This window comes from Cysteiniphilum halobium (genome assembly GCF_003574425.1).
Classification (GTDB): Bacteria; Pseudomonadota; Gammaproteobacteria; order Francisellales; family Francisellaceae; genus Caedibacter; species Caedibacter halobius.
This window is the reverse complement of record NZ_KZ984540.1, coordinates 115980-141159: the sequence shown is the minus strand read 5'-3', so window position 1 is coordinate 141159 and position 25180 is coordinate 115980. Positions and strand designations below refer to the sequence as shown.

Sequence of the window (25180 nt, the reverse complement as noted above, 5' to 3'; positions counted from 1 at the left end):
CTACTGGTTACCTTGTGACTTGCCACCTAAAATTTTTGCAAATGGATTTTCAACGGGCCCACCACTGCCATCACCACCTTCAAACTGATCTGCCGTTGGGTTTTTGCCAACATCAGCAAAAAAGTCTTGTTTTGATTGACCGTCATCTTGTAACAACTTATCAAATACTTTTAACCCTTTAGATGTTTTCTTATTCATCTCCTGCAACAATTGTTGATTTCCTTGGTTGGTGCTACTTGCTGTATTGTTATTTGTTGTATTGTTATCATCATTGGAACCATAGGGGTTATTATTATAATTATTACTGTTGTTCGATGATATATCAGCCACTGCATGGGCATATAAACCTATAACCATCAATAAAATACATAAAATACGCATTATTCACTCTGCCCGTATGGTGGCAAATAAGTATCTTTAGTGACTAACACTGAAAACTCTTTACCGGAGTTAATTGTAATCGTTGGCTTTAAATTCATCGCACGATCGGTGATCTTACCACCAACCTGTGATGCTGTTTGACCAAGACTTTGCAACACAGAGTTCTGTGCCACATTACCATAGTTCGCTGTACAGTTACCATTAGCATCACACACTGTTGCGTTAGATTGTGTCGCTACCTGTGCTGCTACTGCTGGTACATTAAAGACTGTTGACAACGCTGCTGCACCGATTAACTGCCCCCAGTGATTATCCACTTCATCAGCAAGACCAGAGACACCTGAACCATCCATGCCTTGCTGGTTTGGCAAGATGATCGATGTACCATCTGGGCGAATCAAACGAATAAATTTCACTTGAACACTCGTGTCTCCATAAACAGTACTTGAATTATATTGACCAATCAGCGAGCTCCCTCTTGGAATTAAAAGAACCGTACCGGTTAGAGTATCATAAACATCTTTAGAAACACGCGCGACAATGGTACCTGGCAAGTCAGATACAATCTTTGTCTGCAAAATCGCTGGAATAGAGTTACCTGCCATGATTACATTATCTGAAATAGGCTTTTGAATGGTGTTTTCATTAGTAATATCTTTTGCCGTTAAACCACCTTTCATAAAATTTTCACGCTGCTCTTCTGGTGTTTTGGCAGCCTGTTGACCGTCTTGTTTCGTTTTGTCTTGATTCTGACTATCTTGTGGGATTGGTCGTGGTGCGCCACCACCAAAGAAAATCGGCGCATTCATTGCTTCGCGATCCATGGGAGAGTAAGTTGGCTCTGCTGACTTTTGTGGACTTCTTGGTTGATTTTTTAAACTATTAATTTGTGTTTGTAACTCTTGCAATTGTGAACGCTGTTGATTAATCATACGCTGAAGTTCAGGATTTTCTTGCTGTACCATTTTAACAGGTTGATCCATTCCTAACCGCTTACGAATCGCTTGTGCATCTTTATAACTAGATAACTCATTAGAGACTTTAAGGCTAGTGCCTGAAGAGTTCGCACTAAGATTAGAGCTATTCATGCTCGTTGAGCTTTTTTTGGGCGCATTAATCGAAAAAATAAATGCCACAATAATAATTAAAAGCAAACCACCACCAACAACAGTGATTAGCTTTTTGTTTAGCTCTGACGATTTTGGCGGTGATGCCCTTAATCCCAGTTTATCTTGTTCTTTCTTAGCCATAATAACCCTTGATTATGCTTACTTTTGTGAAATCTCAACAACTGTTTCACCCGACTCTTTGGTGCCTGCTTTCAGATAGGCGTTCTTAATAACCGTATCAATCACCATATAGTCACCTTTCATCCGCCAGTTAAAGTTTGCCGTACCATATTCACCATCATTTGACTGAACAAATGGTACTGGCATGGTAGCATTACTTACCACTACCTCATGCGGGAACTTAATAAATGTCTGATGACCTGAACTAAATATCTGCTCTGGATACCATTTCGGTGTCTCACCTTTTAACATACTCCAATTATAGTTGAAACTCATGTTGGATAAACTTAAATCAAGCCCTGCGTTTTGCTGTGGTGGTGGTAACAACTTGCTATCACCAGCAGCGGCATTCATATCACCTAAATTACCCCCATTAAATCCTTGCACCATCGAACTTGGATATTGCCATTTAACCGATACCATCGCCTGATCTGGATCTACCGATTTTAAGATCAAATGATAAGTACGCTTATTGGTGGTAATAATCATTGAATTTGTCAAATCTGACTTTTGTGGTTTGATCAAAATATGCCAACGTAAATCTTTACCTTCACCACTATAGGTTGAAGCAATCTGCCAGCGAAGGGTATCACCAGCAGCTTGTGATATAATCTTCTCACCTGGCTCAAATACCACATCGGTAATATTTAAAGGCGCCGTATAGATCGTATACATTGCCCCGGGCATATAGCCATAGGTCATCATCGCATTGAAAAAGTCACTTTGATCTGGGAATTGCTGTGCGTCTTTATTCGCTTCAGCAACCGCTGCTTCTTTGGTTAGAGCCGGTTTCTGTACGGCCTTATCAGCTTTGCTATTTGGCACAGGACGAAGCTGACCTGGCATCGGTACTGGAATGTATTCACGCACCACTTTAGTCCCAGCGTCTGCAGGCTTTGCTTGCACAAATTTACCCGAGTCAATGTCACCTTGATAACTACTTGTTGCACAGCCTGCTATTGCAATTGCAGTAAGTGGTAATAAACAGCTAATTTTATTTAATTTCATTGACTTGATCCTTTTTCGCTAAATGAGAAGAAACCTATTTTTAAACCCAGTGGATTAATTACCATCTGATTTAATGTCTTCGGTGGCGTACTGGGTGAGAAGGTAAATATCCCACTATATGTTTTGACACTTTCTACACCACCATCTTTGTTATATGTCGTTGACTGGAATGTCACCTCAAAGCTATTATTACTTGCTTCATTGGCATTTGTGACCACCGTAGTAATTGTTTTATCACCGATTAGTTTAAGCGGATTAATCGCCTGATAGACTTGCTTTAGCTGATCTTCTGCTCTACCGGAAACCGCTAATAGAGCTGACTGCCACTGGCGATTCAAAACCACAGGGTCTAAAGGAATTTCCGTAATGTTTTTAATAAAGTCACTGACAAAAGCGATTTTTTGCGCAACAGTAGGCGTATAGCTTTGCGAAGCAGTTTGAACATTGACAACGCTCTCTTGAGGTTTTACTTCAGCAACATATACATACATTTGCTGACGATTCGCCTCAATAATAATGGCAAGTAATAACAAAACGCAAACGATCAAAATAGCAATTGCTGCCATCATCCAATTACGTGCTTGCTTTTTTGCACTACCAATGCGTGACTCCCATTCTTCATAAGCCTTTTGATAGTCTGTTTTTTGCACTTTCTGCGCCTTTTGCATTTCTTTTTCCATCTACAATAACCTTTCAATTGCTAGATTTTGAATATAGATTCCTAATGGATTAAGCTTTACTTGTTCCTTTGCTGTCAGGGGACGATGACCAAACTGCCCAGAGACTTCTAATATCGCCTTACCACTTTTATCCACCAATTCTCCACTAAAATTTAGCGCATTCACCCTAAACTTATCAAACGTTGCTGCTTCAAGATCAATTTTGGAAATGCCCAAAACACCTTGTTTTAAAGCAAGTTGCGAGTCCTCATCCAAGAAGCTATGATAAATACCACCAGCTTGACCATTCACAAGAAGCGACTTAATAAAACCGGCTAACACCGTTTGACTGACGGTATAATTAGGACTTAAAAATTCAGGAGGTGATTTTAAAAATCCTTTACTGGTGACTTGTTCAACCAATATCTTATAAGGAATGGCGTTTAAATAACCCACTAAAATCAATGACAAAATAAAGCTAAGGCTCACACCACAAAAAAAGACAACACGCCAAACATATGCCTTATGAATCAGCTGACCAATCGGTTTATCAAACAATTGATTTTGCTTCTGAAAAGGAGTAATGACTTCAGTTTGTCGATATGACAACACTTCTTTGCCAAAAGGAAATCCGCTAGGTTGCATCTATCCCCCCTTTATAGTGATCCTTGACAATCTCATATGCCCAATCAAGCCCTCTGCCATGAAGATAACTTTTTAAGAAATAATCATAGCCCTTATGTTGTGCAAGTATTTCTCTAATATGCTTACGATCTTCAGGACGGCTGACTGCACAAAAAGCCAATGCGATTGGACCAAGCCCCAAATCAAACAAGCAATTGCCTTTATGTGACTGGAAATAATACTGACGTTTTGGCATCGAATGTGCCAAAATTTGAACTTGCCTTAAGTTAAGCCCAAGGGACTCATAACCTTGTGAAACTGCTGGCTCCATCGCACGATCATTGGGTAAAAAAATGCGTGACGGACACGATTCATTGAGTGCTGATACCAGCGGTGACTTAACTGCATCATCCACTGATTGTGTAGCGAAAATAACCGATACGTTAAGCTTTCTTAATGTTTTTAACCACTCTTTAATTTTTGATGCAAAAACCGGGTGATCCAAGAATAACCATGCCTCATCAAGAATCATCAAACTAGGCCGACCATCAAAACGCTTCTCAAGAATATGAAAAATATAGGCTAACACGGGTGCAATAATATTTGGCATTGCCATTAAACGTTCCATCTCAAAGCACTGCCAATTAGCATCGCTAAAATGCTCTTCATCGCAATCTAATATCTCGCCATATGGACCACCTAAAACATAGGAATCAAGTGCCATTCTCAAGGCTCGGTCTTGCACGAAAGAACGAAGACCTGTCAGTGTACGCTGCTCTTTGGGCACTTCAGATAAGTTCATTAACGCAAGCCAAACTGTTTCTTTAACTTCAGGTGTGATTTCTACTTTTTCATTTTCTAAAAGCCCAATCACCCAGTCATGTGCCCAAACACGTTCCGTATTTTGATCTATTTCTGCTAATGGCTGGAAGACCAACCCTCCTTTACCAACATCTCCTACTTCATAGAAATGCCCTTTAACACCCTGCGTTAACGCAAAGAAACTGCCACCTTTATCAAAGATAAAAACTTGTGCATTGTCATAACGCAAAAACTGCGCCGCCATCACGTTTAAGAGTACCGATTTACCGGCACCAGTTGGACCTAAGATCATTTGATGGCCCACATCCCCAATGTGGTTAGACAATCTAAATGGGGTATTACCGGCTGTACGTGCATATAACAAAGGCGGTGCTTTTAAATGCGCATTAATTTCAGGCCCTGCCCAAACAGCTGAGAAAGGTAATAAATGTGCTAAATTCAAGCTGTGCATTAGCGGTGTACGCACATTAGCATTAGCTTGCCCTGGAATTGATGACAACCAAGCTTCAACTGAATTAATTGTCTCTGATACAGTCACAAAGCCAAGACCATTAACAACACGCTCTACTTCACGCTGCTTCTCATAGACTTTATCTTTTTCGGTATCCCATACGGTGACAGTTGCCGTGTAATAACCAAACGACACTAAATCATCTGACAGCTCAGAAAGTGCTTCATCAGCATCATTAGATTTTTGCACAGCAGCACTATCAACCATTGCACTTTCGCTTTTTGACATTACTTCCTTTAAAATGGTCAACCCACCTTTGCGCTTCGCAAACCACTGACGTTTATAGCTTTTAAGCACTTTCTCGGCATCGCTTTTATCTAATGGCAAAAAGCGTGTCACCCAGCGATATTGCAATGGCAAATGGTTTAAGCCATCTAAAATTGCAGGCACTGATGTCGTTGGGAACCCTAAAATAGAAATCGTTTTTAAATAGTATTGACCTAGCTTTGGTTCAAGTCCACCAAGTAACGGTGTATCCGCTAACACGCCATCTAGGTAACTGGGATTATCCGGCACATTGACTTTATGCGACCGTTCTGAAATACAATTATGTAAATAACTTAATGTCTCTTCATCACTTAGTTCTGCAATTTCATACATGTAATCTTGCATGATATCATACAACTGGTTAACCGTTGCTGAGAAATAATTCATGAGCTTCTTGTAACCTGCATCGTGCTCATCATCACCTTTCTTCTCTTTAACAAAAAGGCCAGAAAGCTTAGAAACTGACTCTTTTTGTGGCAAATATTGGAAGGTCAAAAAGTACTCGCTTTCGTAGTTTTCACCTTTGCGCTCAAAGAGATCTTTACGCTCAACATCGATTAACCAGCTCACAGGATCTGGAAAATAATTCTCTGAAGGATAGCTCATTGCCGCCTTGCGTCGTGCCTCGACATACAATGCCCAACCAGAGCCTAAGCGCTTCAAGGTATTGTTAAGACGCGCGGTAATTGATACCAGCTGCGACTGTGTTGAGGACTCCAAATCCGGCCCCCTAAACGCAAATGTTTTTTGAAATGAACCATCTTTATTCAATATCACGCCTTTATCGACAAGGACGGCCCAAGGCAGTAAGTCACTTATTCTGTCAGGCTTCTTCCTATACTCTGCGATATTGAACATATTAGCTATACACCATAATAATTTCGTTGTTTAACATGACGCACCATAACTTGAAAAAACTGTGGATCTTTCTTGGTCATCAACACGGCAACAGTATGCATAATTATGAAAATAGGAATACCATACCAAGACTGCATACCTAGAACAATAGCAGCCCCCAAAGTACCATTTAAAATAAAAAACTGTCTGGGCACACCCGCTGTTAAAAGTGGTGTTGTCAATGAATTATGTATTTTAATCACAAACCCAGGAACCGCCATTGTCATGCATCCTTTTTATTGATTGATTATTTAGTTCTATATTCTTTAAGCTATCAAAAATTAAAATATTAAACCTGACCCACGGTTAAACAGTCCAGAAATCAAGCTTGCCGCAGTAAAGGCAATTGCCAGCCCCATCACCACTTGAAATAGGCGTCTAACACCGCTACCACCCTCACCAAAGGCAATACCAAGCCCCGCAATTACGATACAGATCACACCTGCCATTTGTGCAATAGGACCTGAAATCACATCCATAATCTGCTGCAATGGACCGGTCATGGCTGAAAATGCATTATTTTGCGTATCTGTTGCAAAACTTACTGCCATAGTTAATGGCAACATCGACAATACAAACAGTGTACGCTTCAAAAACTCAAGATAATGCTTCATTCTTTATTTCTCCTTTTAAAAGGGTTCCTGACTAAATGTTTAAGGTTATATTAGTCAAATATATCGGCAAATCAAGAATTGGATGCTGCAAAATACTATAAATATGCGATTAAGCGATGTATAACTCACATGCATAAATAGCAATTTCAGACATTATCACAATGCCAAATGGACATTACATTCTCTTAACATTTCTGCTTTTGCACCAAGAAGATAAACATTAAGCAGTATTTTTTCAGCAGCAAGTGTGACATCGTAATCATCAGACTGTATATACAATTCAATGTTTTTAAGCTCAGCGTCATTAGATGATGCCATTAGCTCTGTGAGCAAGGCCTCCACTGTTGCTACTTGCCTCTGTGGCAAGGACAACTTGAATGACTTAATATTTTTATCAACATACTGTGCAATAGGCTCAATTGATAGTGCATTAATTCTTAATTGATCATTATACGCATCAATACTTACCTCACCTTCGACAATGACTGTTTCATCAATGGATATCAGGTGTTTGACTGCATCAAATAACTCACTGAAAATCACTAACTCCAATCGCTCACAACCATCATCTAACTGTAAAACCCCCATTAACCTACCAGACTTTGTTTTACGCTGCACCATAGCAACCACCACACCTGCCAGTAGGACTGATTCTTTACGTGTTGTTGGGGTAATACGACTTAATGGCTGTATGTTAAAGTGTTTAAGCCAAATTTTATCTTCATCTATTAAATGCCCTGATAAAAACATGCCTAATACTGATTTTTCAAAAATTAGCTTATCTTTAGTGCTCCAGATAGGAACGCTTATATGTGATATATCACGCACTGTATCATTTGAGGCGCAAGGCTCGCTAAAACCAAACAAATCAAGCTGACCACTGTTCTCCATCTGACTTTTTTGCTCTGCTACTTTCATTGCATCCTCAATCGTCGCAATAAGTGTTTGCCTATTTTCAGCAAAGCCATCCATTGCACCTGCATAGATAAGCGCTTCACACACACGCTTATTGGCTTTGCGTGTATCAACACGTGCGCAAAAATCATATAAATCTTTAAACGCACCACGTTGCTGACGTTCCTCTAAAATACCTTCAATTGCGGCAAAACCTACCCCTTTGATCGCACCAAGACCATAGACAAGCTCTGTATTTTGATTCACGGTAAAATAATAGTCACTGACATTAACATGCGGCAAAATGAGCTTTAACTGCATCTTTTGACACTCAGAAATAAAACTCACTACTTTATCGGTATTATCCATATCTGATGATAATACTGCCGCCATAAAAGCTTCTGGATGATGTGCCTTTAAGAAAGCAGTCTGATAGGAAATCAAGGCATATGCTGCAGAGTGTGATTTATTAAAACCATACTTCGCAAACTCTTCCATCAAATCAAAAATTGAGCTTGCAAGTTTTGCATCAATACCATTTTCAGCCGCTCCTTTTTCAAAGGCTTCACGCTGCTTTGCCATCTCCTCTGGATTTTTTTTGCCCATCGCACGACGCAATAAATCAGCACCTCCCAACGAGTAATTTGCCAGAATTTGCGCAATCTGCATCACCTGTTCTTGATATAAAATCGTACCATAGGTTTCTTCTAATACTTCTTTCAAATCAGGATGCGGGTAGCTAACTTCTTGTCTGCCATGCTTACGATTGACAAAGTCATCCACCATCCCTGACCCTAAAGGCCCTGGACGATACAACGCCACCAAAGCAATAATATCTTCAAAACAATCCGGCCTTAAACGTTTAATAAGCTCTTTCATACCGCGAGACTCTAACTGAAAAACACCAGTTGTTTCTCCATTTTGCAATAATTGAAAAGTTTTTTTATCGGTCATCGGTATCAAAGCGATATCAAGCTCAGAGTCATTTTGTAAATGCCTTTGTTTATTAACAATCTTCAAGGCATTATCAATAATTGTTAAATTTCTTAAGCCCAAAAAATCAAACTTGACTAATCCTACTTCTTCAACATCTTTTTTATCAAACTGTGTTACCAATTGCTTAGTACCCTCTTCACAGTATATCGGTGAAAAGTCTGTTACTTTAGAAGGTGATATCACAACCCCTGCTGCATGTTTACCAACGCTGCGCGTCAAACCTTCAAGCTTTAGTGCAATCTTAATAATTTCATCCGCCGTTTCATCTTGTTGGCACAAATCATGTAATGGCGTTTCAGGCGCACAAGCATCTTTAAGTTTAATCCCTAGATCGTTTGGGATCAATTTAGCAATCCTATCAACAAAACCATAAGGTTGTCCAAGCACACGCCCGACATCACGCACCACTGCTTTTGCCGCCATTGATCCATAAGTGATAATTTGGGAGACACTCTCACTACCATATTTTTGTGCGACATACTCAATCACACGATCACGACCATCCATACAAAAATCAATATCAAAATCAGGCATGGATACCCGCTCAGGGTTTAGAAAACGCTCAAATAACAAACCATAAGGAATAGGGTCAATATCAGTAATTTTAAGTGCATAAGCGACCAATGATCCAGCGCCTGAACCCCGCCCTGGTCCCACAGGTATATCATGATCTTTTGACCATTGAATAAAATCAGCAACGATCAGAAAGTATCCCGGAAACCCCATCTGACAAATGACATCGATCTCAACTTGCAAACGTGCCTTATAGCTTTCGATAATAGCAAGCTTATCCTCATCTTTTTTGCCCATCAGGATAAAGTCAAAGCGCTCTTGCAAACCCTTAAAAGATACTTCGGCAAAATACTCAGCCTCCGTCATCCCTTCAGGGATATCAAAGCGCGGCAAAACCGCATCACCTAGATTGAATGAGACATTAGCATTTTGTGCGATGTATACACTATTGTTCAAACTTTGTGGGATATCCGCAAACAACGCACACATTTCAACTGCTGATCGCAAGTATTGCTTAGATGTATACTGGCTTTTACGCGTTTGATCTAAAAGGGTATAACCTTGATAAATACCAACACGCACTTCATGCTCTGAATAATCATCTTCATTTAGGAAACGTACGTCATTGGTTGCCACAACAGCAACTTGATGCTGTTGCGCTAGCACAACAGCCTTTTGGATGTATTCCTCTTCGCCGTCATAACCTAAACGCTGAAGCTCAATAAAAAAATTCTCTTTCGGAATAATTTTAAGATATCCCTTTAAAACATGCTCTGCCTCAGTGTCTTTTTGTGATAAAAATGCATGTGCAATCTCACCCTTAACACCACCACTTAACACAAAGACATGCGTAAAGTCAAAACTCGCTAGTGTGCTTTTAGGCAGTACTGGGATACCATTGACCCTATTGGCATAAAGATAGGCATGTGAAATCAAGTCGACAATGACTTGATAGCCTTGATTATTCTTCGCAATCAACGTCAATGGATAATTAGCACCATCGACCTCAATCCAAATCTCACTGCCAAATATTGGCTTAATTCCGCTGGCAAGTGCAGCCTTATAAAACTTCACTGCAGCAAACATATTACACATATCAGTTAATGCAACGGCTGCCAACTCACGCTTAACACATTCCTCAAGCAATGGTTTAATGCGGATAATACTATCCATCAACGAGTATTCACTATGCAGTTTCAAATGAACATAACGTGCCGACATAATCCTACTCTCTACTGATTTTCAAATACGTTAGTAATGGTATCAAATTTAACAGACGCTGACCTATCTTTAAGCGCTTTAATTTTTAATTCATACGCTGAAACGACGAATTGCTGCCAATTGCTATTAAAAAACTTCAACTCTTCGTATTTAGATAATACTTCATTAACATAATGCATCACCCGCGGCAAATAACACAGATAATTGTTACGCTTATTTTGAATGTCTTGACGTGTGAAAATTCCCAAGCATTTTAAATGACGTTGTAGTCCCATCAAATCAAACCAACGTCTAAACTTAAACAAGGTTATTTCCTGGTTTAGCAAGCCATGATCTTTTGCCATGTGATAACATGACGCCACACTTTGATCAATAAACTGCTTTGGCAAAGTTAAATAGCAGTCTTTTAATACCGACACTAAGTCATAGGTAATTGGGCCATTGACCGCATCTTGAAAATCGATCAATCCTAAACTCTGATCTGACAAATACATTATATTTTTGCTATGGAAATCTCTAAAAACAAAGACACTTGGCTGCTCCAACACATTCGTCACAAGTATTTCCTGCAGTTGATGATAAGGTACTTCTAATGCTTCCAAGGTCTCAGCATCAAGTCCAAGCCATTGCCAAAACCATAGTTTCATCACACCCATCTCAGAGATAAATTTTGTTTTTTCATAATTAGGAAAAAGCGCCTTATCAATATGCCAAAATTTTGGAATCAACGACAATACGCAATCATATTGGCTAATATCTCCTTGGGTATGCACAGCATCATAAAGTTGAGTATCTCCAAAATCATCCAATAATAGAAAACCACTTTCCTGATCATAGGCATAGCATTCAGGGGTGCATAACTTGAAGTAACGCAAAAGACGTGTAACTCTAAAAAAGACATCAGGTTTTTCGCGATCCAAAGGAGCATCCATCACTACATAGCTTTTATTTTCTAGATTGACGCGATAATATTGACGAAAACTTGCATCACCAACAATCGGTACTAACGTTGGCTCTGTATTGGGAAATAGTGTTTTTAACCATTCAATAATCAGTAAAAACCTAGATTGCACGACTTTTTCCTAGAAATCTAACCACAACGCGATAGAATAGCAGTAGTTTTGGTTTGATGAAACCTAGAATTCCTAGCAAATAGGCAAAAGGATACTATTTATTCAATGAAAAAAAGAACAAATCTGCACCGAAAAATTTTGCCTTTGGCAATGCTTTGCGCTATTCCGGGTATTAGCCTTAGCAAAATCACGATTGAAAATCCTTTGCAAAAATCATGGCAATGTAGCGCCAAAGGCGACACGTGGAAATGTGTTGAAATCAATAACACCAATGCTGATTTATTCAAAAAAGGGGTATTGCCAAAAGAGAAAAAACAAATTATTGCAGATGCTTTGGGCTGGGTACCGACCAATGATCCCAATAATATTTGCGGTGGCTATTATTATCAAGCACCAATTAATAAAAATCCTTCAAATGAAGCCAAAATTAATGCTCAGCAATATCAATACGCGCGTAGCGGCACAATCACTGCCGAGGGCGCTGTTGAAGTCAACAAAGGCAATCAATATCTTGCTGCTGATAAAGCTGTTTTAAAACAAAATAAAGACAAAAAGATTGATCAAATTGATTTAACCGGCAATGTTAATTTAAGTCAACCGGGACAGCTTGCTATTGGTTCACAAGGACAAGCGAACATCAGTAGCAATACAGCAACACTTAATGACACCTATTATTTGATTCGAGTTCGCCAAAAACCTGGTGGCTCAATGGCTAATTTAACCGCTGATGAGGTTAATAATAAAGCTGATAATTTCACAGGGTATGCCCATGGTCATGCCAATAAAATCATTCAAAACAGCAAGACCAATTACACCCTAAAAAAAGCAACTTATGCTACAGACAGTCCGTATGGTAATGACTGGATGCTAGGTGCTACAACCATTGACTTAGATCGAAAATCCGGATTAGGTACTGCTTATAACACATTGTTTTATGTCAAAGATGTGCCCATTTTGTACTGGCCCTATATGACGTTCCCAATTGATAACCATCGACGAACAGGGTTCTTGTATCCAACAGCAGGTTATAATAACAACTCAGGCTACTATTTATCCACACCTTTTTACTGGAATATGGCCCCTAACTATGATTTATTGTTAACACCAACTATTTATAACCATCGTGGCATCTTGCTTGATGGCAACTTCCGTTATCTGACTGAAACACAAAATGGTAATCTTGATGTGCAATATATGCCACATGATAGACGTAATAATACTGATCGCAAGGCGCTTTCTTTTACTGACAATGGTCAATACGGCAGAAACTGGTCAAGCCACATCAACTACCAATATATTGGTGATAAAAATTTCTATAATGATTTTGATAGTGATAATATTGGCCTTTCAACGCAAACCTTGCTTGATCGCCAAGCCTCTGTGAGCTACAACGATCCACATTGGACTTTTAATACTACCGTACAATCCTATGATGTCATTGATGATACGATGTTTCTGGCGAACCGACCTTATTCAACCTTGCCACAAATCAATGCCAATGCTGCCTATCCTGGGCTTTTTCCCCATATGGACTTTAACTGGGACAACCAGTTTACTTATTTTGCAAAGCCTGGCTTAAATGGCGTATCACAGGTTGGTGGTCAGCGTTATTATAGCGCCCCTAAAGTAAGCTTCCCTTTGCAGAAAAGCTGGGGGTTTTTCACGCCATCAATTACCCTGTCTGAAACGGCATACTTCTTGCAAAACAGAAGTGCTGCAAGCACCACAGGATTTAGCCAAAATCAGTACCCTGAGCAAAGCATCATAAGAAGCTTGCCTATTATCAATATTGATACAGGCTTATATTTTGATCGCAAATTTAGTTTTAACAATCATAATTACACACAAACGCTAGAACCAAGGCTATTCTACACATACATACCTTATCAAAATCAAAGTAATATTCCGCTATTTGATACGTCATTAAATAATTTTAGTTATGCCTCTTTATTCCAGACAAATACCTTTACTGGGGTTGATCGCATTAACAATGCCAATCAAATCTCTTATGCCCTTGAAACTTCAGTCAATGATCAAGACACTGGCATAAACGTGCTAAATGCCGGCATTGGGCAAATTCTTTACTTTGCAGATCGTAAAGTTTCGCTGTGTTCTGGTACCAATGCTGATTGTGTTAATTCATATGTACCTTTTCATGATAGCACTACCTCTGATATTGCAGCATTTTTTAACTATCGCTTTTTGCCACACTGGCAGCTGATGACCTCAGCTACTTATAATCCACAGAACAACAATGTCGATTCACAAACTTATCAAGTCCAATACATGCCTGACAATAATCACATCTTTAATGTGGCTTATCAGAACATTAGAAATAACTACGCAGCGTTAACACCTGCACAAATTCAAGCTGGCACATTGCCTGACCCATTATCGCAAGTTACCTTCTCAAGCATTTGGCGCCTGACACCGCACTGGTCAGTCACAGGTCTTTGGAGCTACGCATTTAATTCAAGGCACACGACGAATATGTTTGCCGGCATTCAATACGATGCTTGTAGCTGGGCTGTACGTTTGTTGGCACAACGTTATGTCAATTCATCAAGTGACCCAAATAATCCAACCAATATCACAGGGCCATTGACTAATGCTTTTATCGTCCAATTTGAATTAAAAGGTTTAGGTGGTAGCAGTGAAAGCTCACTTGACCAGCGTCTGACCATGATTCCAGGTTATACACCAAATGGTGGTTTTAACTAACGCTGAGAAAAACTATTCAACACCTATACCCATCGTAAATCATTTTGCAGTGCTTAATCGCTGAAGAAGTTTTTGATGATTTTGAGTGATTGAAGTGCAGATAATAGCTAGAACTATTAACAAAATTCAATCACTCAAAAGTGCTAACAATTCAATAGCAGAAATAGTGTAAAATGGTTTGTGATGGGTATAACTATAGGTATATAATGCTCAATATTACTAAGCTTTGATTGACTTTTTCATGCACTTACGCACTAAATTTACAGCCCTTGCCAGCACACTTATACTTAGCTCTTTAGTATTTGCTGACACACCTCCTGCCCTGTTGCAAAAGCCTGAATCTACGCATACGCAAGGTACGGCGATCAAAGGTAAACACTTGATTAATGAAATTGTCGCTATCGTTAATAATCAAGCGATTACATTAGACCAATTAAATATTGAAGTGGCTAAGACCAAAGCACAGCTTGATAGCAATCCCAACGCACAAATACCAGATGACCTGACATTGCAACGTCAAGTCTTGCAACAACTGATCAACCAAACAATTGCACTACAAATGGCAAAACGCCAAGGTATTACTGTTTCAGATGATGAAGTCAACAACTCGATTGCCAAAGTAACGGCGCAAAACGGGATCACATTGGCACAACTAAAGCAGAAACTTAAAGCATCAAATTTAGACTACAGCACGTATTATAAAACAGTAAAAGAGCAGCTAATCATTAACAAACTACAACAGCGCGCAGTTGCAGGGAAAGTCTATATTTCACCAACTGAGGTTGATAAATACATCAAAAAGCATTTTAGTGATAACCAAACTGAGTATTTAGTTAACAATATCGTTTTATCATTACCTGATAACCCTACAATTGAAGATCAACAGAAAGTAATCACACATGCCAAGGAAATTATTCAATCCATTAAAGATAAGAAAATAACGTTTGCTGATGCTGCTAAAAAATACTCGCAAGCTGGCAATGCCAGTAGTGGTGGTTCATTGGATTGGAAAACTATCAACGCATTGCCTAGCATCTATCAAAATGAAGTTGAAAGCCTACAAAATGGACAAATTAGTGCACCATTTATTGCCAATGGCAGCGTTCAAATCATTAAACTTGCAGATAGTAAGACACCTGAGAGTGCCAAACATTTCATTGAGCAATATCACGTTCAGCAAATCGTTATTAACACTTCTCCTGTTGTGACGGATAGTGATGCTAAAGCCAAATTGATGCGCATTCTAACTGCACTTGATAATGGTCAATCCTTTAGCGATCTTGCCAAAGCAAATTCTGATGCACCTGATAACGCCGATAATGGCGGTGACATGGGATGGATTAGCTTAAATAGCCAACCGCCAGCATTAGCACAAGCAATTAAAGCGGCTAAGCTAAACAAAGTAAGTACACCTTTCAAAGTAAATAATAATTGGCAAATCATTGAAGTGCTTGCAAAACGTAAACAAGACGACACTGCCAATTATCAAAAAGAACAAGCAATGATGGCCTTGTTTAATGAGAACGCGCAACAAGCTTTGAAAACCTGGATGTTATCATTGCGCGATAGTGCTTATGTTGAAATTGTTGATCAAAACTTGAATCTTCCAGAGGCATAAAAACATAAACACAAGAGACATACAATGCACAAAGCCAAAAAGTCTTTAGGGCAAAATTTTTTACAGGATGAAAGCATTATTGCCAATATTGTTCATCAATCTGGAATAAAAGCAGATGATGATGTCATCGAGATTGGCCCTGGTCTTGGTGCATTAACGCGCCACATTCTCAAAATTACCCAAGCCATCCATGTTGTCGAACTTGATGAAGATATTATCCTACCATTAACAGCCGCTTGTGCAATGTATGGTAAGCTTTCTATTTGTCAGCAAGATGTCTTAACGGTTGATTTTAACACCTTTTACCACGGCAATAAAATAAAGCTCATTGGCAACTTGCCATACAATATCTCTTCGCCCATTCTTTTTCATTTAATCAAGTATGCACATCTTTTTAAAGATATGCATTTTATGCTACAAAAAGAGGTAGTTGACCGTGTTGCTGCTCCTCCCTCTGAAAAGAATTATGGTCGGTTAAGCATCATGCTGCAATACCACTTTAAATGTGAAGCATTATTCACCGTTCCGGCAACTGCATTTCATCCAAAACCCAAAGTGGAGTCACGCATTCTTCGCTTAACACCTTATAGCGAATTGCCATTTATCGCTGAAGATTACACGCTTTTTGCTAAGGTTGTTAAACAAGCTTTTCAGATGAGGCGCAAAACCTTGCGCAATAATCTCAAGGAACTTGTTCCTGCCAATGAACTGGAGAATTTACCTGTTGACTTGAACCTGCGCCCTGAGAATCTAAGCGTGGCAGATTTTGTTAAACTCAGTAATCACATAGGAGAAGCAGTATAAATGGCAAGTTATGTCATTGGCGATGTTCAAGGTTGCTACGCCGAATTGATGCAATTAATTGATAAAATACAGTTCAACCCAGACAAAGATAAGCTCATTTTTACAGGTGATCTTGTTAATCGTGGACCACAATCGCTTGAGGTCTTACGTTTTGTTAAGTCTTTAGGCAAATCTGCCAAAGTAGTATTGGGTAATCACGATTTGTATCTTCTTGCCATAGCTTATGGTTATTTAACAACCACTAAGAAAGATACACTTGGTCCCATTTTAGCGGCAGAAGATAAAAATGAACTGCTCAAATGGTTACGTCAACAACACTTTCTTTACAGTCATAAAAAGCACTTAATCACTCACGCAGGCATTGCACCAATCTGGTCACTTAAAAAAGCCAAGCGTTTGGGATTGGAGCTAGAGTTTGTGCTACAAACTGATATGTGCTTTCAGCTTTTTATGAGTAACCTATTTGGTAATGAGCCTGATCTTTGGCAAGATGATTTAGAGTCTATTAACCGTTGGCGCTGTATTGCAAATTATTTCACGCGCATGCGTTTATGTGATCAAGAGGGTCGCTTGGACTTCTCTTTTAAAGGTGAACTCAAAAACAAACCTAATCATCTTGATGCATGGTTTAATATTCCAAATGCCAAAATTGACGCTAAATACACACTTATCTTTGGACACTGGGCAGCACTTAATGGTGTAAGCAACAACCCGCGCTGCATTGCGATTGACACAGGCTGTGTTTGGGGAGGCAAATTAAGTGCATACTGTATTGATACACAAGAAATTCATCAGGTCAATGCGATTAGTTTAATAAAGGAGATTGAATAAATGGCAAAAATACTAGTTATTCATGGACCTAACCTTAACTTACTAGGTCAACGTGAGACAGACATTTACGGCACTGCAACATTGGATAGCGTAAATAACAAACTTATTGAACTTGCCGAGTCTAAAAAAATGTACTGCAGCTGTTTTCAGTCAAACCACGAAGGCACAATTGTTGATCAATTACAACAAGCCCAAGGTAATTATGATTTTATTATCATTAATCCTGCTGCTTATACACACACCAGTGTCGCCATCCGTGATGCGTTACTCGCCATCAACATTCCTTTTATTGAAACTCACCTATCAAACCCTGCCAAACGCGAGCTTTTCCGCCACCATTCTTACCTATCTGATATTGCTTACGGCATTATTTCAGGAATGGGCGCTACAAGCTATGAACTAGCAATGCATGCGGCAATTGATTACTGTCAACACAACTGCATATAGCAGTTTACAAACTTTAAAGTATGGAGCAAGCCTAAAAAGCAAAAACAACGCGTGACATTTCGATCATTTGCCGCAACAATGTCTGGTTGGAATGAGTTAAATAATAGTTAAATCTAAACAAAGGTTAATTAAAACAGATGGATATTCAAAAGATTGAACAACTGATTGCATTGATTGAAAAGTCAAATGTTAACGAAATTGAAATCAAAGAAGGCGAAACATCTATTCGCATCACCGGTAGTCAGCCGCAGCCAGTCCACGCTTTATCCCCTCAGCAATTTATTCATCACGCCCCCGCTGCTATGCCACAACAGCCTGCTGCTGTTGAGTCACAAATTCAACAAGCTACTCCTGCAGAAAAACCTGCTGACAGCCTACCACAAGGCAAACAAGTGAAATCTCCAATGGTAGGCACCTTCTATCAATCGCCTTCACCAGGTGCTGCTGCTTTCGTAAGCGAAGGCCAAGCAGTCAAAGCAGGTGATACACTATGCATTATTGAAGCAATGAAAATCATGAACCAAATCGAAGCAGATCACTCTGGCACGGTACTTAAGATTCTTGTTGAGGATGGTTCACCCGTTGAATACGATCAGCCACTTTTTATTATTGGTTAGATCAATCACTTATTGATAGAAACAAAAACAGTTTTAAACAGGTTTAATATGATTAAAAAACTCTTGATTGCAAATCGTGGTGAAATTGCACTAAGAATCCTTCGTGCATGCCGTGAACTAGGCATTAAAACCGTTGCCGTTCATTCGACAGTTGATCGCGATTTGATGCACGTGAAACTTGCTGATGAAACTATTTGTATTGGTCCGGCAAGTCCAGCACACAGCTATTTACATATCCCTGCAATTATCGCTGCCGCTGAAGTTTCAGGTGCTGATGCAATTCATCCAGGATACGGATTTTTATCAGAAAATGCTGACTTTGCCGATGCAGTTGAATCAAGCGGCTTTATATTTGTTGGCCCTAGGGCAGAAAGCATTCGTGTCATGGGAGACAAAGTAGCTGCGATTAAAGCAATGAAAGAAGCAGGTGTTCCTTGTGTACCAGGCTCCAATGGCCCTATTAGCAAAGATCCGCAAAAAAACCTTGCGATGGCTGATGACATAGGCTATCCAATCATGATCAAAGCAGCCGGCGGCGGTGGCGGTCGTGGTATGCGTGTCGTACGCAAAAAAGAAGATTTATTAAAGTTTATTGAAATGACACAAGCTGAAGCGAAAATGGCTTTCAATAATGACATGGTTTATATGGAGAAATTCCTTGAGAACCCACGTCATATTGAGATTCAAGTCTTTGGTGATGGTGAAGGTAATGCAATTCACTTGTTTGAACGTGACTGCTCAACACAGCGCCGCCACCAAAAAGTTATTGAAGAAGCCCCTGCTGTAGGTCTTACTGATGCGCAGCGTGCCGAGATTGGCAAACGCTGTGTTGATGCCTGTGAAATGCTTAAATACCGTGGTGCTGGAACTTTTGAATTCTTATATGAAAATGGCGAGTTTTACTTTATCGAGATGAACACGCGTATTCAAGTTGAACATCCAGTGACTGAATCGATTACTAATATTGATTTAATCAAAGAGCAAATACGCATTGCTTCAGGTGGCACCCTGACATTTAAACAAGAAGATATCAAAATTATAGGTCATGCCATTGAATGCCGAATTAACGCTGAAGATCCTGAGAAAATGATGCCTTGCCCCGGTAAGATTGAGATCTATCATGCACCAGGCGGCCCTGGTGTGCGTGTTGACTCACATATCTACTCTCAATATTTTGTACCACCTAATTATGACTCAATGATTGCTAAAGTGATTGTCCATGCGCGCACACGTGATATTGCTATTCAACGCATGCAAAGTGCACTTGAAGAGATGATTATCAGCGGTATTAAGACGAATATTCCACTACATCATAAGATTCTTGGTGAACGTGACTTCCAAAACGGTGGCACCAATATCCATTATCTTGAAAAAATGTTAGCACATGATAAAGCATAAGATATGTTGTGGAAAGAGCTATCCCTTACCTGCCTTAAAGCTAATCTTGAAGCATTAGAAGACTATCTCCTAGCACAAGGCGCCTGCTCTGTAACCTATCAAGATGCAAAAGACCAACCTATTCTTGAACCCAAAGCAGGTGAAAATCCTTTATGGGATGAGGTGGTTTTGGTTGCACTCTTTACTGAAGAATATCAGCTATCTGACATTGCTGCGTCACTTGATGAAAGTGCATTAAAGGCTAACGTTATTGGCAATATTCAAACACGTGAGTTTGCTGATCAAGATTGGACACGCACATGGATGGATGATTTTAAACCCATGCAATTTGGACATCGTTTATGGATTTATCCAAGCTGGTGCACACCAGAAATGCATACTCATGATCAAGTGAATATTCTTCTTGATCCAGGACTTGCCTTTGGTACAGGTACACATCAGACCACAGCATTATGTCTAGCGTGGCTTGAGCATAATATCGCTGCCAAAGATCGCGTGATTGATTTAGGCTGTGGTTCAGGTATTTTAGCCATTGCCGCCAAGAAACTTGGCGCACATGACGTCGTTGCCATCGACAATGATCCACAAGCGATTCTAGCAACACACGCTAATGCTGAGAAAAATGGTATTAATGCCAACTTTACTGCCTATTTACCCGATAAAGCGCCTAAGTCACTCAAAATGGATGTTTTGATTGCCAATATTCTTGCAGGTATCTTAATCGATCTTAAAGAAATTATCGCTGATTTTATTAGACCTCATGGCAAGCTTGCTTTATCAGGTATTTTACAAGAGCAAGCGGATGATATTATTGAGGAATTCTCACCGTATTTTGAATTAAACAAACCGATTTTCAAGGATGAGTGGACATTAATTTCAGGCATTCGCAAGTCATAATAAAGCATGAAAATTGGCGCCTTTAATTCAAACAACATTTTGTTCCTGGCACCGATGGCAGGTGTTACTGACTTACCATTTCGTAAGCTGTGTAAAGCATATGGTGCCGGTTGGGTCGTCTCAGAAATGGTCTGGTCACATACGCATCTTTATGAAACACCCAAAACACAACGTCGCATTGATCATAGTGATGAAGTTGCCCCCAAGATTATTCAAATTGCAGGCGGTGATCCTGATATGCTTGCTGAATCAGCTGTGTTAAATGTTGAGAAAGGTGCTGATATTATTGATATCAATATGGGTTGCCCTGCTAAGAAGGTCTGCAATAAATTAGCAGGTTCCGCGTTGATGCAAAATGAGCAACTGGTTGATGAGATTCTTTATACAGTGGTCAACGCTGTTGACGTACCTGTAACCTTAAAAATTCGTACCGGGTGGAGTAAAGATAATAGAAATGCCTTAAAAATTGCGCAAATTGCAGAAGATGCTGGCATCCAAGCGCTTACTATCCATGGACGCACGCGCGATCAGAAATACAACGGTGATGCTGAGTACGATCTTATTGCTGAGATTAAACAACGTATTAATATTCCCATCATTGCCAATGGTGATATCACCACACCTCAAAAAGCCAAAGAGGTGCTTGATTACACCCAAGCTGATGCACTGATGATTGGCAGAGGCGCACACGGTAACCCTTGGCTATTTCAACAAATCAATGATTTTTTGCACACTGGTAGCTATCAACAAACACCTAACTTCACACAAAAACTTCGTACCATCATCGAGCATGTTAAAGCCATGCATGCTTTTTATGGTGATTACATGGGTGTGCGTTTTGCGCGCAAGCACCTTACTTGGTATTTTGAGCAAGTCACAACGTTTGATCTGACAAAAGAACGCCAATACTTTAATAAATTAACAACCCCTGAAGCTCAGCTTAATTTTTTAGCCAACGATCTTTTAGCCTAAACGTTGACTAAGCGCCAGTCAAAGCCATTTGTCGTCTCTATATCACCCTTCGACTTTGCTCAGGGTGCGGTAAAGATTTAGTTGATGCCGAAAATGATTTCCGAGCGGTATAAAATCCGCTATCCTAACCCTTATAATTTGCATTACTCACCTAAAGTTAAAATGCTTATCAATTCTGACACAATTGCCGCAATTGCCACAGCACCTGGAAAGGGTGGCGTGGGCATTATTCGTATTTCCGGTAAAGATGCCTATGCAATTGCCCACAAGATAACACAAACGCCACTTAAAGCAAGACACGCCCATTTTTTACCATTTAAAAACACAAATAATGAAACACTGGATCAAGGCATTGCATTATATTTCAAAGCACCAAACTCCTATACGGGAGAGGATGTTGTTGAACTGCAGGCCCATGGTGGTCCTGTGGTGCTAAACCTTATCTTGCAAGCAGTTATTGAACATGGAGCGCGTCTTGCCAAACCCGGTGAGTTTACTGAGCGCGCCTATCTCAATGACAAAATTGATTTAGCCCAAGCTGAAGCCATTGCCGATATGATTGACGCTTCATCTGAGCAAGCTGCTAAATCAGCGATGCGCTCATTACAAGGAGACTTTTCTCAGCATATTGATACCTTGGTTGAATCTTTAATCCATCTACGTATTCATGTTGAAGCAGCGATTGACTTTCCTGAGGAAGAAATCGACTTTTTGGCTGATGAACATATCAAAACACAGTTATTACATGTACAAAAGAATGTTGACTTAGTACTGCATAACTCCAAACAAGGCGCACTATTACGCGAAGGCGTTGAGATCGTTATTGCAGGCAAACCAAATGCGGGAAAATCAAGCCTTCTAAATGCATTAGCTGGTAAGGAAAGTGCCATTGTTACCGATATTGAAGGCACAACACGCGACACCTTACGCGAATATATTCAGATCAATGGCATACCTGTACATATTATCGATACTGCAGGATTGAGAGTTAGTGATGATGTGATTGAGACCGAAGGTGTAAGACGCGCGCTAGAGGCAATTAAAAAGGCTGATCATATTCTCTTGGTCGCTGATATTAATGACACCAAGGATAAAAAGATCACGGAGCTTGCTCCTGAGTTTTTCACGCATATTCCATCACATATTCCAATTACCTATATTTACAATAAAGTGGATTTAAGTAATATCAACAGCGAAAATCACGACAATCACCTCTATATCTCGGCTAAGCATGATATTGGCATCAATAAATTACGCGATTATCTGCTTAAAGCAATTGGTTATGAACAAACAACTGAAGGCGTCTTTACCGCGAGAAAACGTCATATTAATGCCTTAACAAAAGCAAAAAATCATCTAGCGATGGCTTTTAGTCACTTAACACATAAAGATGGTGAACTATTAGCAGAAGAGTTAAATCTTGCACAAAAGCAACTTTCATCGATTACTGGGGAGTTTAGCGCAGATGATCTGTTAGGTGAGATATTCAGTAGTTTTTGTATTGGGAAGTAGACTCAAACACTACAGCATTTGATTGATACCGCCAACGTAAAGATAAAATAATTGCAGAAATAAGCATTGATATGATCCCTGCAATAGTTATACCAATCAATCCCCAGTTAAAGCTAAAGCAAAAAACATAAGCCAAAGGAATACCAATCAACCAGGCCATAATAATGCTAAGCAACATTGGAAAACGCACATCTAAAATACCTCTTAAACTACCAATTTTTATTTCGATAATGGTGTCTAGCCAAATCCTTGAACCCGTTAAGATTAGAATCATCGTGGCCAAACTCAAAAGCTTTGGATTAAACCCATGATTATATCCGGCATAAAGAACAATTAATTGATGCGGCAATAGTATAAACAAAAGCATAATGATCGAAGAAAATAATAACCCAATACATAAAATCACATTAGCATAACGTGAAATATCCGCTTTATTTTTAGCGCCATAGGCTTGTGATAATAAAATAGAGCTTGTTTGGGATAATGACAGAATGGGTAGTACTAATAGTAAGAAGTATTGATTAACAATTTGCTGAACTGCTAAGTCGGTGCTTCCTAACCAACCCACAATGATCGTTAAAGCAAGAAAACTCAATAGATCACTTACTGACTGTAGCGCGATTGGAAGGCCAATATTTAAAAGCTTTTTGATAAACTGTAACTCAAAAAAACCATGACCTTTAGAAGGTGAAAATAATGCATACTTTTTAAAGTAGCTGTTTGTCACAATGTAGAAAATATATATCGACAAACAGATAACTGCCCAAGCAGTATATGCAAAAGCAAGACCTTGTATTCCAAAATGCGGGAAACCAAGCTTTCCAAAGATCATGCAATAAGATAACAAAGGTATAATAAACAACCCCAGGAAACTCATGATAACGACTAATCGCTTGCGATCTACAGCAATCACAAATTGTTGCATCACAATCACAAACATAAAAATAGGGGCTGCAAAAACATATGCGTTGAAATATTGCTGTGCAATCTCTACGACTGCTTTTGGCTGCCCAAGAGCAAATAATAAATGATTAACATTCAACAATATGAGAACCACAACAATGCTTAAAGCGAATGCAAGTGCTAAGCCATTTCTAAAGCTTTTGGCACACAGCTCAATATTCTTTGCACCAAAGCCTTGAGCTGCCATTATACCAACAGCGGTAATAAGGGATGCACCCATCATAAAGATTACCCCCTGAATAGAAGTAATATAAGCACTTGCTGCTAACGCTTTACAGCCTAAGCGGGCTACCATGATCATGCCAATAAAGACTGTTAGCATTTGCACAAAGCGTGTCATACCAACAGAAAAACTGACTTGTAAAGTCTTTTTAATTAGTTGATTCAGAGGTGTATTAGATTGCTCCATGGTGTCGTAGTAACCTTAAGTAAAAATATTAATTGTTCTGAAAAATATAGCTAGCTCATGCTACCAAGAAGACACTAAGTTACTAACATACTGCTCATTGTTCACAAGCGGTGTAGGCAAAACATGAAATCGCTGCCATAATTTAGATGTATTTGATAATCATCAAATATCTAGACTAAGCCACATTGTTCATCTTAATAACATCCTTTATGTTGAGGGAGC

21 protein-coding genes are annotated in these 25180 nt (G+C 39.4%); 10 read left to right on the top strand and 11 right to left on the bottom strand.

The window, feature by feature from the left end:
- The 10 genes from DNK85_RS00955 to DNK85_RS00910 form a co-directional block, all read right to left on the bottom strand.
- Positions 1 to 381 (bottom strand): hypothetical protein, encoded by a 381-nt coding sequence (locus DNK85_RS00955; protein ID WP_119327713.1) that lies wholly within the window; start codon positions 379 to 381, stop codon positions 1 to 3.
- Entirely contained in the window at positions 381 to 1631 is a 1251-nt protein-coding gene (locus DNK85_RS00950; protein WP_119327712.1) for a TraB/TrbI/VirB10 family type IV secretion system protein, read from the bottom strand. Before DNK85_RS00950 ends, DNK85_RS00955 begins: the two co-directional genes overlap by 1 nt.
- An 18-nt stretch (positions 1632 to 1649) precedes the next feature.
- Positions 1650 to 2678 carry a TrbG/VirB9 family P-type conjugative transfer protein gene (locus tag DNK85_RS00945; RefSeq protein ID WP_119327711.1) on the bottom strand — a complete coding sequence of 343 codons (1029 nt, stop codon included), beginning with the start codon at positions 2676 to 2678 and terminating at the stop codon, positions 1650 to 1652.
- Complete coding sequence (locus DNK85_RS00940) at positions 2675 to 3358, bottom strand: VirB8/TrbF family protein (protein WP_119327710.1); 684 nt, start codon at positions 3356 to 3358, stop codon at positions 2675 to 2677. The genes DNK85_RS00945 and DNK85_RS00940 overlap by 4 nt, the downstream gene beginning before the upstream one ends.
- Positions 3359 to 3982 carry a hypothetical protein gene (locus DNK85_RS00935; protein ID WP_119327709.1) on the bottom strand — a complete coding sequence of 208 codons (624 nt, stop codon included), beginning with the start codon at positions 3980 to 3982 and terminating at the stop codon, positions 3359 to 3361.
- Complete coding sequence (gene trbE / locus DNK85_RS00930) at positions 3972 to 6419, bottom strand: conjugal transfer protein TrbE (protein WP_119327708.1); 2448 nt, start codon at positions 6417 to 6419, stop codon at positions 3972 to 3974. The genes DNK85_RS00935 and trbE overlap by 11 nt, the downstream gene beginning before the upstream one ends.
- A gap of 5 nt (positions 6420 to 6424) precedes the next feature.
- Positions 6425 to 6679: a VirB3 family type IV secretion system protein gene (locus DNK85_RS00925; protein WP_117002874.1), complete on the bottom strand. Its 255-nt coding sequence runs from the start codon at positions 6677 to 6679 to the stop codon at positions 6425 to 6427.
- A 60-nt stretch (positions 6680 to 6739) separates the two neighbouring features.
- Positions 6740 to 7072 carry a TrbC/VirB2 family type IV secretion system protein gene (locus tag DNK85_RS00920; RefSeq protein WP_119327707.1) on the bottom strand — a complete coding sequence of 111 codons (333 nt, stop codon included), beginning with the start codon at positions 7070 to 7072 and terminating at the stop codon, positions 6740 to 6742.
- Between the two features lie 156 nt (positions 7073 to 7228).
- Positions 7229 to 10696 carry a DNA polymerase III subunit alpha gene (gene dnaE / locus DNK85_RS00915; protein ID WP_119327706.1) on the bottom strand — a complete coding sequence of 1156 codons (3468 nt, stop codon included), beginning with the start codon at positions 10694 to 10696 and terminating at the stop codon, positions 7229 to 7231.
- A gap of 11 nt (positions 10697 to 10707) precedes the next feature.
- Positions 10708 to 11769: an aminoglycoside phosphotransferase family protein gene (locus DNK85_RS00910; RefSeq protein ID WP_119327705.1), complete on the bottom strand. Its 1062-nt coding sequence runs from the start codon at positions 11767 to 11769 to the stop codon at positions 10708 to 10710.
- Positions 11770 to 11874: 105 nt separating this feature from the next.
- Between DNK85_RS00910 and DNK85_RS00905 the strand changes: the two genes are divergently transcribed.
- From DNK85_RS00905 to mnmE, 10 genes are all read left to right on the top strand, one after another.
- Positions 11875 to 14490, top strand: a complete 2616-nt coding sequence (locus DNK85_RS00905) for an LPS-assembly protein LptD (protein ID WP_119327704.1) — start codon at positions 11875 to 11877, stop codon at positions 14488 to 14490.
- Between the two features lie 241 nt (positions 14491 to 14731).
- Complete coding sequence (locus DNK85_RS00900) at positions 14732 to 16108, top strand: peptidylprolyl isomerase (RefSeq protein WP_119327703.1); 1377 nt, start codon at positions 14732 to 14734, stop codon at positions 16106 to 16108.
- Positions 16109 to 16132: 24 nt separating this feature from the next.
- Positions 16133 to 16912, top strand: a complete 780-nt coding sequence (rsmA, locus tag DNK85_RS00895; RefSeq protein ID WP_119327702.1) for a 16S rRNA (adenine(1518)-N(6)/adenine(1519)-N(6))-dimethyltransferase RsmA — start codon at positions 16133 to 16135, stop codon at positions 16910 to 16912.
- A complete protein-coding gene (locus DNK85_RS00890; RefSeq protein ID WP_119327701.1) occupies positions 16913 to 17743 on the top strand; it encodes a symmetrical bis(5'-nucleosyl)-tetraphosphatase in 831 nt (276 codons plus the stop codon). It begins immediately after the preceding gene.
- Complete coding sequence (gene aroQ, locus DNK85_RS00885) at positions 17744 to 18190, top strand: type II 3-dehydroquinate dehydratase (protein WP_119327700.1); 447 nt, start codon at positions 17744 to 17746, stop codon at positions 18188 to 18190. It begins immediately after the preceding gene.
- Positions 18191 to 18327: 137 nt separating this feature from the next.
- Complete coding sequence (gene accB, locus DNK85_RS00880; protein WP_119327699.1) at positions 18328 to 18807, top strand: acetyl-CoA carboxylase biotin carboxyl carrier protein; 480 nt, start codon at positions 18328 to 18330, stop codon at positions 18805 to 18807.
- Between the two features lie 48 nt (positions 18808 to 18855).
- On the top strand, positions 18856 to 20205 hold the full coding sequence (accC, locus tag DNK85_RS00875; protein WP_119327698.1) for an acetyl-CoA carboxylase biotin carboxylase subunit: 1350 nt from the start codon (positions 18856 to 18858) through the stop codon (positions 20203 to 20205).
- A gap of 3 nt (positions 20206 to 20208) precedes the next feature.
- Positions 20209 to 21102, top strand: coding sequence for a 50S ribosomal protein L11 methyltransferase (prmA, locus tag DNK85_RS00870; RefSeq protein ID WP_119327697.1), 894 nt, complete (start codon positions 20209 to 20211; stop codon positions 21100 to 21102).
- Between the two features lie 6 nt (positions 21103 to 21108).
- A complete protein-coding gene (gene dusB / locus DNK85_RS00865) occupies positions 21109 to 22074 on the top strand; it encodes a tRNA dihydrouridine synthase DusB (protein WP_119327696.1) in 966 nt (321 codons plus the stop codon).
- A 162-nt stretch (positions 22075 to 22236) separates the two neighbouring features.
- Complete coding sequence (gene mnmE, locus DNK85_RS00860; protein WP_119327729.1) at positions 22237 to 23586, top strand: tRNA uridine-5-carboxymethylaminomethyl(34) synthesis GTPase MnmE; 1350 nt, start codon at positions 22237 to 22239, stop codon at positions 23584 to 23586.
- On the opposite strand, the gene DNK85_RS00855 is transcribed toward mnmE, so the two are convergent.
- The gene (locus DNK85_RS00855) at positions 23561 to 24958 is read right to left on the bottom strand and encodes an MATE family efflux transporter (protein WP_119327695.1); all 1398 of its coding nucleotides are present in this window, start codon (positions 24956 to 24958) and stop codon (positions 23561 to 23563) included. The genes mnmE and DNK85_RS00855 overlap by 26 nt on opposite strands.
- Between the last annotated feature and the right edge of the window lie 222 nt (positions 24959 to 25180).